This is a genomic window from Mesorhizobium waitakense (assembly GCF_056431085.1).
In genome coordinates, this window is sequence record NZ_JBWKME010000135.1 from 1 (window position 1) to 16517 (window position 16517).

12 protein-coding genes are annotated in these 16517 nt (G+C 58.8%); 6 read left to right on the forward strand and 6 right to left on the reverse strand.

Annotation, left to right across the window (positions count from 1 at the left end; translation table 11 throughout):
* Positions 1 to 161 precede the first annotated feature (161 nt).
* Both AC07FD_RS27310 and AC07FD_RS27315 read right to left on the reverse strand, forming a co-directional pair.
* Positions 162 to 560, reverse strand: coding sequence for a hypothetical protein (locus AC07FD_RS27310; RefSeq protein ID WP_478352369.1), 399 nt, complete (start codon positions 558 to 560; stop codon positions 162 to 164).
* 51 nt (positions 561 to 611) lie between these two features.
* Positions 612 to 737: a hypothetical protein gene (locus AC07FD_RS27315; RefSeq protein ID WP_478352370.1), complete on the reverse strand. Its 126-nt coding sequence runs from the start codon at positions 735 to 737 to the stop codon at positions 612 to 614.
* 75 nt (positions 738 to 812) lie between these two features.
* On the opposite strand from AC07FD_RS27315, the gene AC07FD_RS27320 reads away from it, so the two are divergent.
* Positions 813 to 2387: a caspase family protein gene (locus AC07FD_RS27320; RefSeq protein ID WP_478352371.1), complete on the forward strand. Its 1575-nt coding sequence runs from the start codon at positions 813 to 815 to the stop codon at positions 2385 to 2387.
* A 128-nt stretch (positions 2388 to 2515) separates the two neighbouring features.
* On the opposite strand, the gene eglC is transcribed toward AC07FD_RS27320, so the two are convergent.
* Positions 2516 to 3907 carry an endo-1,3-1,4-beta-glycanase EglC gene (gene eglC, locus AC07FD_RS27325; RefSeq protein ID WP_478352372.1) on the reverse strand — a complete coding sequence of 464 codons (1392 nt, stop codon included), beginning with the start codon at positions 3905 to 3907 and terminating at the stop codon, positions 2516 to 2518.
* A gap of 233 nt (positions 3908 to 4140) precedes the next feature.
* Positions 4141 to 6717 carry a glycosyltransferase gene (locus AC07FD_RS27330; protein WP_478352373.1) on the reverse strand — a complete coding sequence of 859 codons (2577 nt, stop codon included), beginning with the start codon at positions 6715 to 6717 and terminating at the stop codon, positions 4141 to 4143.
* 86 nt (positions 6718 to 6803) lie between these two features.
* On the opposite strand from AC07FD_RS27330, the gene gmd reads away from it, so the two are divergent.
* Positions 6804 to 7844 (forward strand): GDP-mannose 4,6-dehydratase, encoded by a 1041-nt coding sequence (gene gmd / locus AC07FD_RS27335; protein ID WP_478352374.1) that lies wholly within the window; start codon positions 6804 to 6806, stop codon positions 7842 to 7844.
* Between the two features lie 16 nt (positions 7845 to 7860).
* On the opposite strand, the gene AC07FD_RS27340 is transcribed toward gmd, so the two are convergent.
* Complete coding sequence (locus AC07FD_RS27340; RefSeq protein ID WP_478352375.1) at positions 7861 to 8652, reverse strand: sulfotransferase family protein; 792 nt, start codon at positions 8650 to 8652, stop codon at positions 7861 to 7863.
* A gap of 224 nt (positions 8653 to 8876) precedes the next feature.
* On the opposite strand from AC07FD_RS27340, the gene AC07FD_RS27345 reads away from it, so the two are divergent.
* The 3 genes from AC07FD_RS27345 to AC07FD_RS27355 are packed head-to-tail and all read left to right on the forward strand — an operon-like array spanning position 8877 to position 13275.
* On the forward strand, positions 8877 to 11546 hold the full coding sequence (locus AC07FD_RS27345) for a hypothetical protein (protein ID WP_478352376.1): 2670 nt from the start codon (positions 8877 to 8879) through the stop codon (positions 11544 to 11546).
* Positions 11543 to 12454, forward strand: coding sequence for a UbiA family prenyltransferase (locus AC07FD_RS27350; RefSeq protein ID WP_478352377.1), 912 nt, complete (start codon positions 11543 to 11545; stop codon positions 12452 to 12454). Before AC07FD_RS27345 ends, AC07FD_RS27350 begins: the two co-directional genes overlap by 4 nt.
* A gap of 50 nt (positions 12455 to 12504) precedes the next feature.
* Positions 12505 to 13275, forward strand: coding sequence for a glycosyltransferase family 2 protein (locus tag AC07FD_RS27355; RefSeq protein ID WP_478352378.1), 771 nt, complete (start codon positions 12505 to 12507; stop codon positions 13273 to 13275).
* Between the two features lie 50 nt (positions 13276 to 13325).
* On the opposite strand, the gene AC07FD_RS27360 is transcribed toward AC07FD_RS27355, so the two are convergent.
* Complete coding sequence (locus AC07FD_RS27360) at positions 13326 to 15017, reverse strand: hypothetical protein (protein WP_478352379.1); 1692 nt, start codon at positions 15015 to 15017, stop codon at positions 13326 to 13328.
* A 506-nt stretch (positions 15018 to 15523) separates the two neighbouring features.
* Here AC07FD_RS27360 and AC07FD_RS27365 point away from each other — a divergent pair.
* Entirely contained in the window at positions 15524 to 16258 is a 735-nt protein-coding gene (locus AC07FD_RS27365; protein ID WP_478352380.1) for a class I SAM-dependent methyltransferase, read from the forward strand.
* Positions 16259 to 16517 lie beyond the last annotated feature (259 nt).

Below are 16517 nucleotides of genomic sequence, written 5' to 3' on the forward strand. Positions count from 1 at the left end.
CTCATCGCAAACATCCGCATGCTCACCCGACGGCTCGCAAGAGCCTGAAAACACCGCGGTCGTTCTGATTCAGACACTAAGAAATCAACGCCGGGCCAATCCACGCCTGCGCACACAACGATTAACCCAGCCACGGGCAAAGGAATTCTTTCACCCGGCCATTAGACGGTTTGCCTCTGCCGCTTCTTTCCGTCGTTATCCCCCGGTGTGCTCATCCTAGCCCCGGGATTATACTGAACGTGAATATGCGGAAACATAGGCCCTTGGTCGTTCACGAGGACCAAATACTTTGCTTTGCCAAGCTCAGAGTTAAGCTCCTGCTGCAAAAAATGTCCCATTAGAGTTGAAAACATACCAACTCCACGATCCGCCAGCTTTCTCGTCCTAATATCAACCGCGTTCCCGGAATGATGCAGAGACCAACGAGAGTGGTTGTACCACTCTTTTCCAGCTGTGAACTCAAGTTCAACGCGCCTCGGCGCATATTGCTTGAAAACGCGTCGAATTATCGGAATAGCCTGCTGCATTGGCGGACTGAGGCGGCTTTCGATCTGTCTCATCGGAACCTCCGTGAAAAAGAAAGTGTCACTCCTATACCACAAGTACCACAATCACGCGTTTGGATCGTGACCCACTTGGCAAAAAACTGTGACCCCTGCCGAACGGAAGCACGGTTGTTCGGTGCTTTTGTAGGCTGCTCCATAAACCGGCAGCGCAAGGTTGATCTTGATCGGCATCGCGTCCTCCTCGGTCCATCTGAGAGCATACAAACCCGTTTTCCCTATCTTTGACATGATTCTTGGTATAAATTTTTGCAGGCCTTTGGCGGCACGGGGTCCACACGCTCAGGCATGACTGTATTTGCGTGGGGTGCGCTTCGAAGGTTGCAAGACAGGATTGACGCAGACCGGAACGGGCATACTGATATGACCCATTGCCACAAACTCCTGCTTCGCATCCCGCTGCTTTTGCTTCTCGTGCTTCTTGGCTCGGCTGGCGCTCGCGCCGCGGTCGAGCAGAACCCGTCGCCGCAGCCGCGCAACCGGCTGGCGATCGTCATCGGCAATTCGAACTATCAAAGCACCCGGCTAGAGCATCTCCCCAATGCGGCAAACGATGCCACACGACTTTCGGAGAGCCTGAAGCGGCTGAATTTCGAAGTCCTGACGGGAACCGATCTCTCGACCGAGGGTTTCACCAAACTGCTTCGAGACGCCGATGCAAAGTTGCCGACCGCCAGTGCAGTCTTGATTTTCTATGCCGGCCATGGCGTGCAGTTGAATGGTGAAAACTACCTGCTCCCGGTCGATACGCCCGACCCCGAAAGCCTGGAAAAACTGGTGGCCAGCGCCATCAAGCTGAATGACGTCATCGCCAGGTACGCGCGCCGGGACCGCCAGACATTCATATTCCTGGACGCGTGCCGCAACAATCCGCTCGGTCCCGGCGCCGGTGCCGGCAATGGTCTGGCGCAAGTTGACGTCGGTGAGAACACGTTCGTTGCCTTTGCGACGCAGCCCGGCAATGTCACGGCCGATGGCGGCGGCGAGAACAGCCCGTTCACCGTCGCGTTGCTGAAGAATCTCGAGATCCCCGGACTGAGCGTCTCCGACATGATGATCCGCGTCCGCAACGAAACCGAAGCATTGACGGTTGGCCGTCAAGTGCCGTGGGATCAATCGAACCTGCGCGAGCAGTTCTATTTCACGGAGCAGCAGGCGCTCGATCCGGCACAGTTGAGCGCAAGCCTTTCGCGAATTCTGGCAGACCCCATCGCCAAGAAGAGATTGCAGGTCGAGCTAGCCTCCAGCGACTTGCAAACTGCCGTGCTCGTCGTAGGGCAGACGTTGCGGTCGGTCGAGATTCCGGCACCGTCAACCGGTGCACCCGAGCCGGTCGGCACTCAGGTCGCCAATCTGTCGCCAACTGAAAGCGTTGAGGACGCTCGCCAAAACGTCGTCTCCGGCCTCGAAACCCTCATTGTCGGCGCATCGCCGGGCGAAGCGGAAAAGGACAAGGCGGGCGATCTTGCGCGCAGCATCCAGACGGAACTTCGTCGCCTGGGTTGCTACCGGATGCAGGTTGACGGCGATTGGGGCACGGGTTCCATCCGCGCCCTCACCGACTATTACAAAAACACCAAACAGGTTGCGTCGACGACGGAGCCGACCGTCGGACTGCTCGGCGATCTCTTCCTGCGCTCCGGCAGAATCTGCAAGCAGCCGGTCATCGTAAAGGCCAAGCCGGCTAAGGTCGCGTCGGATGCAGGCCTCTCGCAAACCAACTCCGGCCGTAAGGCCGCGAAACGCTCACAGGCCGCCCCGCAACGCCCTGCAGCGCCCCCGCCGGACATTGGTGCGGGCATAGGCATTGGTGGGGTGTTCTAGGGATATTGGCGGTCAGGCGCGCTTCGTTGCCGCACCTTGATTGCATGCTTATGGTGCCGACATTTGCGCTGACATCACGGAGTCCGGCCGCCACTTCGCTGTGCAAATCCGTGTCCGAACGACCCCGCCTAGACAATCCAATCGTGCAACGAGTAGGCATGGATGTAGTCGATCTGCATCTCCGCAGGTGTCGCAAGCCCGTCGGCGGGCGTTCCCGCGATGCCGCCAACCGCGAGATCGACCAGCATATACATCGGCTCGTGCATGTCGGCAGGCGTTGCGGCATGCGCCACTTCGACGTTGTCGAAATACCAGACGAGTTCGTTTTCCGTCCACAGCACACCGTATTTGTGGAACCCTCCGGAATCCGCGACATAGGGCGTGGAGGATACTGTTGTATGAGTTCCCGTCTCGTTCGTGTGGCTTGTCAAAAGGAGCTTGTTTGGATCCTGACCGGTCATCTCTATGGCGTCCAGCTCCGGTGGCCAGGAGCCGTCCGCCGGCAAAAGCCAGAAGGCCGGCCATGCGCCCTGTTTTTCGGGCATGTCGGCCCGAATTTCGAAATAGCCGTAGGTCTGCGCGAAGGAGTCGTGCGTCGTCAGCAAACCTGACGTGTATTGGTAGTTGTTTATGTAGGGCTTGATTGCATCAGGGGCCTTGGCGGCGGTAATCGTGAGCATGCCGTTCTCGATGCTGAACGGCTTGACGGAACTCGTCGGGGCATAGTTGGCATCGATATACCATTGAAGCTCGCCGTTGCCGGTGAGCGAGCTGCCGTTGGTGCCTCCCCACCAGAAGTTCGTGTTCCAGGTGCCGCTCGAGCCGTTCCGCAGGTTCAGTGTGTTGAACTCGTCCGCGAAGGTGAGTTGCAGATGCGACCTGTCCAAGGCCAGGTCGAACTGGCTTGCGGCGAACTGGTCGATCGTCTTGTTGGCGAAGACGAGAAACTCGTTGCCGGATAGATCAAGTCGGACGTTCGCTCCCGACTGGACCATATTGGCGTGCACCTGGTCGAAGGAGGTGAAGCCGTAGCTCCCGACGCGCACCGTATCGTCGGCGCTGAAGTCCAGGATCAGGTCACTGCCGTTGCCGGGGGCGACGACGAAAATGTCCGCCCCGGAGCCGCCCTTGAGAACGTCGTCGCCCTTCAAACCGTCGAGCGTCTGTTGGCCGGAACCGCCGGTGATGATGTTGTTCAGCTCGTTTCCGAAAGCATAGTGCTTGTCGCCCGTGACCGTCAGGTTTTCGAAATGCGCCGGGAGCCTGTAGTTCATCCAGGTCGAGATGGTGTCGACGCCCTCGTTGGCCAGCTCGACCGCCTTGTTCTTCGTGGAATACAGATAGTAGATATCATCGCCCTTGCCGCCATACATCGTGACGCTGACGTTGCCGTCGCCATAGAGCGAGTCGTTGTAGATGCTGCCATAAAGCGCCGGGCCGGAATTCGTGGCCGAGTACCATTTTGTCGAGGATCCGCTGTAGGGGAGTGCAACGCCGTAGGCGTTCAGGACGGTGGTCATTGTGGTCTTGCTCCTCGACTCGATGCCAGCCCCAGCATCTATGGAGGGTACGAGAAGCCAATGCCTTTTTTGGTCTTCGACTTAGGAGGGTTACCGAAAGCTTAACGCCAGCTCACTGCTGTTCCGCAAACGCCCGATCACCATCTCAAGCCCACAAAAGCCCTGCCCGCCGGGCCGCGTTGCGGCTGTACGTGGCTCACACCACGCGTCTCGGTACGGCGCCCTCGCCTGCTCTAGGTATTCAGGATGGAATTCCTGTATCCTTGGACGTCTTGAAGGCGATTTGCGATCACCTTGCCGACCGCCTCCGGGCTGTGCACTTGAGCCATGTAGGTCCGGGCGCGCCCGCCGACCGCGGTGACGGCCTCAATATTGTCCGCAAGTTGCGCCATCACCCGAGCAGCTTCGTCTATGTCGGGATCGGCCCATTTCTGCCCTTCGATGAAATACGGGTATTGATCGGGCTCCACGTCGATCAATCGGTATGGAATAGGAAAACCAGTCTGCGTGCTGACGAAGTCCTTGCTTCCCGAAAAGTCCGTTGCAATGACCGCCTTGCCCATCGCCATGGCTTCGGCAATTCCCAATCCAAAACCTTCCGATCGATGCAACGAGATGAAGACATCGCATGATTTCGTCAGGCAATAGGTTTCGGCACGAGTCAGAATTTCGTCAATCAAGACAACCCGCTTGTCGGTCTGCGCCAGGCCACGAATTGAATTCAGAATTGCTCGTTTGTGCGGGCTGTTGCCCATTGTCTTGATGATCAAGGAAACCCGCCGATCGCGGTCCTGTCCGAACGCGCGAAGATAGGCCTGCAAAACGGCATCCGGGTTCTTTCGGTCCGGGTAGGACGAAAAATCGAACGCAAACAGGAATGCCGTGGAATCCTTTGGAATCTGGAAGCGTTCCCGGTTCGCCTCGATGTTGGGCGGAACGGAAATAGCCACTGGAACGTGCACGACGGGACGGTCCGTACCGGCTGTGAAGGCGTCGCGGACAAAGGCCGTCGGGGCCCAAATCTCGTCCACATGCTGCAAGCTGGTCAGCCATTGCGGATGGATCAGAGGCAGTTCCCAGAAAGGCCGGACGATATTGTATCTGTTGTGCAGAACACCGACGCCGACGCCCTGAATGGTTGACCCCAGCATGTCGGCGTTTACGCAGAAAACGTTCACCATCTTGGACGGCCGCGCAGCGATGCGGTGCGTCAGGGCTCTGTCCCTGTGTGACGAAAGAACCTGCTCGTCAAAATTCGTGACATCGTAATTGATGCCCGCGCTCTCAATCGATCGGGCGAGCGAACGCATGGCTTCACCGACGCCCGTCTCTGAAAAAGGGTAACCGATGAGGGATAGACCAGGCGCAAGCGTAGCCTGGGTTGTCGTATCGAAATTCGTGGGCCAGGCACGCCTGAACATCAGATCGAGAAATTGTTTTCGCCTGGCCGGCGGCACCATTCTGTAGAGCCAGCGAATGTGAGGTTGGGCTCTTACGAGAGTTCGATAAGCACGACGCGCGACACGCGTTGCAATCATCGAGGCTTGTTTGGCGGAAACGTCCGCCACTGCGTTTGGGCCGGTCTTCGCAGATCCAAGTTGGCTCATTCTTTCAGCGACCGTTTTCGTGAACCTGGGAGGGATTCCGGCCGACGTCGCGCCGCCGGACATATACCAGTCGGCATAGTTGATCTGGGATCGCCCCTCCTGGAGGGGGAAGTAAGATTGCAGATCGCGCCTCGTCGTCCAGAGTGCGTGCGCAAGCTGCGTGACCACGCCACCGGGGTTTGGCCTGATGTCAGCTGGACGGTCGAGATTGTCGGGCATCAAGGCGAAGGGATCGCCCTCGAAAGGTTCGAGTTTCTCGCGATAGACAATTCGCGCCAGGCTCGGAATATCGGTGCCGTCGGAAAACGTCCCGAAGCCATAAGGCACTGCCGAAAACCTGCTTGCGCCATAGGCCTCCAACTGGTCGTGATAATCGGCCAACAGGTTTTCCAACTCCTTGGTCGACGTTGGCTTCCACCGCTGCTGGTGCTTTGACAGGACGCTCTGGTCGCCGGGAGTGATCCCGCTGAAATGAAAGAAGGCGAGTGGCGAGCCGTTGACCTCGTATCGTTCACTCGTCTTTTTGATCGTGCGGGTATCGAGGTTCCAGTACGCCACGTTGTAGGCTGGATCGCGCAAGATGTGCGTGCCCGAGCAATAGGCCGGCCAGAGGTCCATGAACTTCTGGTCGACGAAAATCCCGTCGCTCAGGCGATTGGCGACACACTCGTTTCGCAGGCGCGTCTCCCACCATTCCAGTAAGGCTGACGTCTCGTCCGTCCTGGCCAGGGCCAGAAATCCCAGATTGTAAATCCCGGCTTGCATGAAGGTCAGGTCGTTTGGGCGTTCGGGATGGAGGTTGGGAGCCAGCGCATGCGGCGTCAGGACGGACGTCGCCCCCTCATCGAACGCCTGCAAGATCTCGTCGAAACGGCGATAGGCAAGGATGTCCGGATCCAGGTAAATGACGCGGTCAAAACCCTCGGCGAAAAGCCGCCGGAATACAGTCGGCTTGATTGCCGTGTTGAGCTCCATGACGTCGTAGCGAAAACTGAAGGCGCGACGATCGGGCAGATCGAGATCGTCGAAGAAGAGATGAGCGTCGAACTCGGGAAAGGCATCCTTTTCCAGGTCTTGCCGACGTGTGTCAGCGATGGCAAGTATGCAGGAGAAGTCTGGATGGTGGCGAGCAAACGAAGACGCAAGCGCCCGGGAATAGTGGAGATAATTCCAGGACGAAATCGTAAAAAACGCATTCCTCATGCTTAGCCCGAATCTTCCTTTGCCTTCGCGTCAAAACGTTGCCATAGCGCACGTCAAGGGCAATCCACAATCGCAAGGGACAGGCTGTGGCAAATAAGACTGCGTTGATAACGGGCATCACCGGGCAGGATGGCGCCTACCTGTCAAAGCTGCTGCTTGACAAGGGATACCGTGTGGTCGGCTCCATGCGCCGTACGTCCGGCATCGGCACATGGCGCCTGCAAGATCTGCAGGTTCTGGACGATATCGAATTCGCGTCGATGGAACTGACCGAAGATTCAAACGTGCGTGCGGTGCTGGAGAAGATCAAGCCCGACGAAATTTACAATCTCGCGGCTCAAAGCTTCGTGGGCGATTCCTTTACACAGCCCATCTACACAACCCAGGTGACCGGGATCGGTGCATTGAGATTGCTTGAAGGCGTCAGGACCGTTGTCCCCACGGCGAAATTCTATCAGGCTTCAACGTCCGAGATGTTCGGAAAAGTGCAACAGGTTCCGCAGTCCGAAAAAACCGCTTTCTATCCGCGCAGTCCCTATGGCATCGCCAAACTGTTCGCGCATTGGACTGTCGTGAACTACAGGGAAGCATACGGGCTGCATTGCTGCAGCGGCATCCTCTTCAATCACGAGTCGCCCTTAAGGGGCGTCGAGTTTCTCCCTCGAAAAGTGACGCTTGGCATGGCCAAATACGCATTGAGGGGCGAAGGGCCGCTGCGGGTCGGAAATCTGGAGGCGAAAAGAGATTGGGGCCACGCCAGGGATTACGTCGACGCGATGTGGAGGATGCTGCAAACGGCGACTGTGATGGATTTCGTGGTGGCGACCGGAAGAACGCACACCGTTCGCGATTTTGTCGAATTGGCCGCGAGCGCCTGCGGCATCTCCCTGGACTGGCAAGGAACGGGGCACAACGAGATGGCCATAGACCGAGCCACCGGGAACGTCGTTGTATCCGTCGATCCGGCTTTCTACAGACCCTCGGAAGTCGACCTTCTTGTCGGCGACCCTTCTCTTGCGAAAGACGTTCTGGACTGGAGTCCCACGGTTGGACTGGAGGATCTGGTCGCCGAGATGGTGGAGGTCGATATGCATCGGGTCTCCTCGAACCACGTTTCCGGGTTTTAGGAGACCGGGGGACGCTCTAGTACCCCCATAGCCCAACCAGATCGCGACCGGTCAGGTCGCTGGCCATGGAAACTTCGGTCGCGAACAGCTTTTTCAGATCGCCTGCGACGTCGCCGGCGATTTCCGTTTCGAAGCCTTCCGCGCGATTGTCCCAGTACTTCTGGCTCACCCTGACGCCGAGAAACTGCTGCAATTGCTGCTCCCATGCCCCCTTCTCGCGGACCGGGTGCGGGCGGATCAGGTCCTCATAGATCAAGACCAGTATTTGCTTGCGCGGAAAGGATTGATAATAGCGGCGCAGATGCCTGCCGTAGAAAGAATGTTCGATGTTCATGGACGCAGAATACCAGGAATTATCCTGCGCTCTATGACTGGCGAACCCAATCAAGCCATTCCTGATATACGAATTTATGTCCAGGCTTAGTTCCGGCCCCAGCGATGCGTCGATCTTTCCCTTCATGTGCCGGTACTGCGAGATCACACGGCTGACCGGCTCTCTCAGAGTCGCTATGATCTTTGCTTGCGGATTGTAAGATCTTATGCGCTCCGCCACCTGCGCGCTTGAGAGATAGACGGGCGAAATGTCGGCGAGATAGCGGTGGTCGACCGCCGCCTCAGCGAAGTGCGTATCGTATCGGGCCTCGGTGACGTCATCGTCGATACCGAAGCCGTTGATTTCCTTCTCCTCGGGGACAAAGACGTCTCGCGTGGCGCCGAGCATCCTTGCAAGGCTGCTGGTGGCAGTGCGCGGCGCGCCGATACCAATCAGGTTTGCCCGCCCCGACGTGGGCGTCTTCAACGCTGGCAATCTTGCCTCCCGGGAACGCCGGCGACCAGGCTTGGCTTCAACATTCCTAATGTTCCTGTTGACGCGCCATGGCGATCATTGTCGAGCACCGCGCGCGCCACTATGAGCTTCGATGGAAAGCCTGATGGGGAAAATTATTGGTGACCGCGGCAATTACGGCCCACGTCCATAGCCAGGCAATTTCGACGCCGGCTTTTCGGCGCATTCGCGCTCGCGATGTCGCAATGGCGCTGCTGCTTGGGCTCTTCTCCCTGTTGGTCTACAACGCAAATATGCGGTCGATCACGGCGGCGGACAGCTATGCGGCGCGCTACCTGCCCTTTTCAATCTTGCAGAATCACAGCCTGACCTTGAATCCAATTCTAACCACGGTGGCTCAAGGACGAAAGCCTCCGGCAACGCCAGAGAAGGATGGCACTGCTCATTGGATCCTGAAGGTTGGGGGAGACCGATATGTATCAAAATTTCCCATTGCCGTTCCTGTCATCCTTTCCCCATTCTATCTGCCGGCAGTCATTTATCTGAACCGCCATGGTGGCGATCCGCTGCTGTTCGACCAAGTCGCCCGGATCATGGAAAAGCTTTGCGCTTCTTCGCTGGCGGCGGTGTCCGTCGGTTTGCTCTATTTGCTCCTGCGGCGGCGAACCGATGAAGGGTTGGCCGCCATTCTGAGCCTGCTTTACGCATTTGGCACGACGACATGGGTGATCAGCAGCCAGGCCCTCTGGATGCATGGGCTCGCCCAGCTGTTGGTCGTGGCCACCATGCTTTTGCTCACCGGACCGGGCACGACATTGCGGGTCGTTCTCGCAGGACTGCTTTGTGGGCTTATCGCGGCCAACCGCCAGCCCGATGCCATATTGGCGGCAGGTCTGGGTATTTATGGCCTGTGGTGGGCTGGCCGGATGAGACCGTTTTTCGTCTTGTCGGGCATGGTCCCGGTCGCTTTGACCCTGGCCTATAATCTCATGATCGTCGGCAACATCGCGGGGGCTTATGCGCTGCATGTTCGGCCCGGTGATTTCAACCACGACATAGTGGGCGGCATCGCAGGCCTTCTTGTCAGTCCGACCAGAGGGCTCTTCGTCTTCTCGCCGTTTCTGCTGTTCGTTCCCATTTTTTGTCGTCGCGTCGTGCTCGAGCGCTCAGGACGAGGGCTGACGATAGCCATTGGCTGCGCCATGATCGTGCAAGTGTCGTTCTACGCCATGATCGATTGGCGGCAGGGCATCTCTTGGGGCCCCCGGTGGCTCACCGACATGCTGCCCATGCTGATGTGGATGCTGCCACCTGTCGTGAAGGCCCTGTCCCGGAACGGGCGTGTGGCATTCGGACTTGCATCGCTCGTGGCGATCTCGATCCAGACGATCGGCGCCTTCTGGTATACCGGCATCGCCGACACGCCCATCGTCACCGCTCACGGACCGGGCAGAATGCAACCTGCCTGGGACGTCCACAACGCAGCGTTTGTCGCCGAACTCCGTCACCCGCATGTCCAGGCCGACCTGATCGTCGATCTGCATGGCAACATCGATGCGGTGAATGTCTTGCCTGCCGGTCAAGGCACCGGCGGCGCAGCAGGCAGGCAGCTTGAGGTCCTCGGATGGGCGCTCACCAACAACCACTCCCCCAGCGACGTCGCCGTGCTGATCGATGGCCAATGGGGCGCCGCAACGCAGGAATTCTTTGCCAGGACCGATGTCGAGAAGGCGATGGGCCAGGCGAGCCCGGCTGGCTGGCGCGTTACCATTCCAATCGACCAGGTAGGCCCGGGTGAGCATCTGTTGGCGGTGCTGGTGCGCGCCACGGAGGGCGGCGAGCCGCGTCTCATGAAGCAGACCTCCTTCGTCCTGGCGCCGGACAATGAGGCGCTTGAGCATGTGACGGATCTTCCAAGTGCGGCGCGGCGCGCCCGGCAAATGCTCGCAAGCCATCAGCAGGCCGGCGGCTATTGGCTGACCTCCTATACGAGCGCAACGCGATTTGAGCAGCCGCGCCAGGAAATGAACACCTATCTCAACGCCGTCATGCTTGATGTCGCCGGCCCCGTGGCCGAAGCCGCCGGCGCAAGCGACATGCTTGCAAGGGCGCGCCAGTTCCTGGCCGCTCAGATCGAGCCGAGCGGTCTCGTTCGATATCACGGTCGACCAGATGCGCCGACGATCGGCACTCTTGGCTGCGCCATCACGCCCGATTCCGATGACACCGCCCTGGCATGGCGGGTCGCGCCCAGCGAAAAGAGCGAACTGCTGCAACCCGCGCTTGCCACGATAACGCAGTTCAGACGGCCTGACGGGCTCTACAAGACCTGGCTTGCGCCACGGGACAAATACCAATGCCTCGATCCCGGACGCGACGCCAATCCGGCGGATGTCGGAATCCAGATGCACATATTCCTGTTCCTCGAACAGGTGGACAAACCGGCCGCGCGATCGCTGTGCGAAGCGCTCTCGAAAAAAGCGGGCGACGACGACATCTGGGTCTACTACGCCGGTGCACCGCTTATGATCATTCTGCGGTTGGCAGAGCTGGAAAAGGCCGGCTGCTTGCCGCAATTCCCACAGGCGCAATTGCGGACCGACATTCCCGGCCAAGAGATCTGGGTGCGCGCCGCCGACCAGCTTCGGCAGCTGGAAAGCCATGCCGGCTCATATGCTACCTACCGGCGTACGGCCGAATTGCTGACCGATATCGCTGCGGATGACTTTTCCTTGATGAGCCATACGCCTCCGCTCCTGTATCACAATGACCTTACAGCGACGGTGAAACGATTCTATTGGTCGCAAGATTTCGGATATGCGCTGTGGTTGCGGCTCTATTTCGAGAACGAACGTATGCTATCAAAGCTTCCTTGTGGTTCCGGCGGCCCGGAACGAAAATGTGGTGAGAAGTGACGCAAATCGCGAGCGACACAGTCGGTCAAAGTCGCCCCCGGGCGACGCAGCTGTCCCGTTGGCTTTCTTGCATCCGTTTCGATGAAGTCGCCGCGCTTCAGGCCACTCCGATCATCGGTGCGGTCCTTTCGATCGGAGCGCTGTCAGCGAGCCATGCGCTGACCGTAGCCATTTTGATAGCCGGCAACCTGTGCCTGATGGCTCACGTGTTTGTCCTCAACGACTGGTCTGGAATCGACGGAGATCTCAAAGACCCGGACCGAGCCAGCCGAACATTCGCGGCAAAAGGTTTGACACGCAGGGAAGTCGGCTATCTTGCCGGCTCATTGCTGGCGATCAGTCTGCTCCTGTTTGGGCTGATAAATACGAGGGCACTTCTTGTCGCAACAACGATCGCCGGGTTCAGTGCTCTGTATTCCAGCCCGACCCTGCATCTGAAGGGTGCGCCGCTCTTCAGCTCGGCCCTGCATTTTGTCGGCGGTTGCATGCATTTCCTGCTCGGCTATGCGGCTTTTGGCGCGATCAACGCACAGGGTCTCGTCGTCAGTTGTTTCTTTGGACTGGTATTCACCGCCGGTCATTTCACGCATGAGACGCGCGACTATGACGTCGACTTGCTCAACGGCATACGGACGAACGCCGTGGCGTTTGGCAAGACCAGGAGTTTTGTCGCAGGCCTCGTGCTTTTTGTCTCGGCATATGCGCTCATGGTCGCGCTGGCTGTGCTTGGATTGGTTCCGTTCGGCCTCGTCTTTGCCGCCGCATTCATTCCGGTACATCTGTGGGCTTCGCGCCGCGCCATGCTGGCCGGCCTGACGTCCGAGAGCCTCTATCGACTGCAACGGTGTTACCGTGCGCTCTTCGCCACCATTGGCATCGTTATGATTGCGATGGTCGCTTTGTCCTAGCCGGCAGTGTCGGGTTCCACACAACAGGCGACTTCCGGCCTCGAGGTTCCATGCTTTCCGTAATCGTACCGGTCTTCAACGAAGCAGTCACATTGCCGCACGTGTTGGCGATGGTGAGTACAGCACTTCCCGCCGTGACGAAGGAAATCATCATCGTGGATGACGGCTCCTCCGACGGCACCCGTGAGTGGCTCAAGGCCAATTTTCCGACCGGTTCTCGCTGTGCCACGTCCCTGACCGTCGACATCGACGGAGGTCTGGTCTTCACCGAGGAACCGGAGATTGCCCCGGTCACGGTGCGCGTGTTCCATCACGACAGAAACAGCGGAAAAGGCGCCGCGCTGCAGACCGGGCTGGCGGCCGTCAAGGGCGACGTCATTGTCATCCAGGACGCAGACCTTGAATACGATCCTGCGGATTGGACCGTTATGTATGACCTTATCGTCAGGCGAAAAGTTGCAGATGTCGTCTACGGCTCACGTTTCTACGGCCGGCCTCATCGCTCGCTCTATTTCCACCACTATCTGGCCAATCGCTTCATCTCCCTGGTGTTCAATCTTCTGTACAACCAGACGCTGACGGACATCGAGTGCTGCTACAAGATGTTCACGCGAGACGTCATGAGCCGGCTGCGTCTGACCTGCAACGACTTTGGTTGTGAAATTCAGCTCAGCGCCCAGATCGCGCTTGCCGGCCGCTGGCGTATCTACGAGATCGGCATCAGCTATTTCGGCCGAACCTACGAGGAAGGCAAGAAAATCGGATGGCGCGATGGCGTCAAGGCAATCTGGTATCTCGCCCGCTTCCGGCTCTTTTCTTGAACCACCGACGGCGGCGCAAACCAAAACATGCGCCGCAAACAGTGAGCTTTTTACCGTCCGCTTTCGGCAGCGGAGTTGATTTTTTCCAGCTCTGCCGCAAGCGTCCTGGCATATTCCTGGGTCTCAGCCCGCGACTGTTCGAGGCTTCTCGCATATTCGCTCGCGGTTTTGTTTGCCTCCCGCAACTGGGTCACTGTGTCTTCCAAGGAGCTCGTGTAACGCGCGGCCTCCTCGGTCTGGGCCCGCGACTGTTCTAGGCTTCTGGCGTATTCGGTCGTGGCGTCATTCGCCTCCCGCAGCTGAGCCACCGTCTCTTCTAGGGATCTCGCGTAACGCGCCGCCTCCTCGGCATTTTTCGACCGCTCTTCCAAGGCGACCTGCAAGCTGTGCACATATCTGCCAACCTCGCCCTTCAGGGCATCGCCGCTGGCGGCCTCCTCGGCCTGGGCCCGGGACTGTTCAAGGCTTCTGGCGTATTCGGCCGCGGCCTCGTTCGCCTTCCGCAACTGGGCCAATGTGTCTTCCAGGGAGTTCGCGTAACGCGCCGCCTCCCTGGCATCTTTCGATCGCTCGTCCAGGGCGACCTGCAAGCTGTGTACATATCGACCGACCTCGCCCTTCACGGCATTGCTGTTGGCGGCGATGATCGCCTGGGCGGTGCTTCGCTCAAGTTCGATTTTTTCCAGATGCTCGATGCCAATCGTCACCAGGCTTGATGGAAATTCGCCTTCCTGCTGCCTGATCCAGTCGGCGCTTCCCACGGCCACAAAGGCCAGGGACACACCGTCGAAAGTCAGTCCCGTCTGCTTTGCCACGGCGCTGGCATGGCCAAGGCCATCCCGGTCCTGAAAAAGAATGGCGTCGAAATGCTGGGCGCGGAGGTGTCTCAACAACTGGATCGTTGAAGCCAGAAAGGGCGGCTGGGCCAGCGGGCCGTCTCCGTCGAGATATTCGATGTCGAAGGAATGGCTTTCGGCAAAGGCCGCGAAGGCATTCTCGTCTGCCTCGGTGAACGCGCCGATGTCGACGATGGAAACGTCGACGCCGGCGGCTATGGCAGCGTCAACCGCGGCTCTCGCCGCGCCGTCACCCTGGACAGGCTTCCAAAACAGGTCGCCGACAAGGCATATTTTTCGCTGGCCCGCGCCCCGACGCATGACGCGTAGGCGGCCTGACGATCGCGGCGGTGCAGGCGGATGCTGAATGCCGGCATAGACATCGTCGAATGACTGCTTCACCGCGCCGAAAACGGCCGGATCAGGCTCGCGGCCTTCGGTAGCGCGACGCAGTTCGGAATAGATCGGCGCGATCCATGCAGACCACACGCCGTGACGGCAATCCAGATTCTCGGGTTCTTGATGGTGCCGCAGTTCCCGCGACAGAAAGCCGTCGATCTCGGCAGCGGCATCCGGGATGGATCTTGGCCACGCGATCTTGAGTTCATCGCCGAGACGGCGCGCGACCGACCTCCAGTCGTCCAGCAACGTCGAATAGTCGCAGAACGCCCTGTCGACGTCGCGCGTGTGTTCCTCGGCGGCCAGATTGTACCGCAACCACAGCAGGCCTCCCCGCTCCAGAGGCCAGGATTGCCAGTCGCCCCCCAGGCTCTGTCGCTTCGCCAGCGAGAGCGCGACTTCCATGGGATTGCGCGAGATGACGACCGCGACGCATCGTATTTCCAGTTTGGCCAGCGCGGCGCGCCACAAGGGAAACAGCAGCGATATCCGCGGGTCCTTCAGCACGAAAAGCGGATCGTCGCCATATTCATCGGCGATCAGATCTTTCAGCCTGTCGACAAAAGCCTGTGCCGCAGGGCTTTGCAGCCATTCGCCGGACGGTCCCTGGACATCGTTTACCGGCGTTTCCGCCAGGTCCAGGATTTGGTCGTTGAGGCGCACTGCGGCTTCCGGCTCCCAATGGCCGATCTCGTTTCCCAATCCCGCGGGATTGAGGTTGCGCGGCAAGGAGGCACCGAGAAGGCTGAGCATGCGCGCCAGCGCGGACGTGCCGCTGCGGTGCATCCCGACGACAACTATAGCGGTTCTGCTGGTCATAAGAGTTCCAAGGATGCGCGTTCGGCGCCTAACGGCGATCGAACGTTGCGTAGCACCGTGCGCTCCCGATTGCCGTCGGGGAAATCAGTTGAAGTGTTGGCAACGATGGAACCCGCATGCATAGTCGCCGCCTGGCGTTGGTAACCGGCATATGATGTTCGGGGCAAATTTTCATCTCCTGATAGAAGCAGGACTTGGAGGAGATTAGAGAGATGCACTCCCGAGCACCAGTGACCTCCGGTGACCGAGACAGGGCCCGGTCGATCGTTTCAAAGGTCCCGCATTGGCACCACAAATTTGAAGTGTACCCCGGCGTGGTCACGCCGGGCTCTTACGATCCCCAGTTCCTGCTCGAAAAGCTGCGATTGCCTAAGGATATGACCGGCTTGCAGGTATTGGACATAGGCCCGTCGGACGGCTTTTTTTCGATGAACATGGCTCGCCGCGGAGCACACGTAACGGTGGTCGATTATCGGGCCAAGAATGGCCATGGATTCGAAGCCATGGAGCAACTTACCGGTTTGGAATTCGACTACAGGCAGATGAACCTGTACGACATCCCCGGCTCCGATATTGGCGAGTTCGATATCGTCCTGTTTCTAGGCGTTCTTTATCATCTGCCCGACATGATGCGCGCGCTGAACATCGTTGCGCAGCTGTGTCGGAGCCGCCTGCTAGTTGAAACGCAGTTCGAACCGGAGCTGATGTCCGGCGTCGCGGTTGCGCAGTACTACGAAGCAGGGACACTTGCCGGCGACATCACCAATTTCTGGGTCCCCAACAGGGAATGCCTCTTTGCCATGTTGCGCGACGTTGGCTTTCAAATCGATCGGGATGAGAGCTGGGGCAAACGCCTTCTGGTGGACGCGTCATCAAGCACCATGGCAAGGACGAAGATGGGCCTTGCTTACGGGCTGTTGCCCACCTGAGGTATCGGCAAGCCAACATCGATCGATGTGCGGCCGCACAGGACCGGCAGGCGATCCCTGAAATGGTTGATCGTTTCCAAACGTGTAGCAGCCACCTGCTACCAGCGACCCGAGCTCTGGTGCTACATGTTATCGATGGCGAACCTCATCGAGGCGGTGTAGGCTCACCTCAAACGAAGAAGAAGCGAGCCGTACCCTCGGCCAAGCCCGAGCGAATCTGGGAGGATTCATGGTTGAGATCATCTCCAAGCGGGATGGC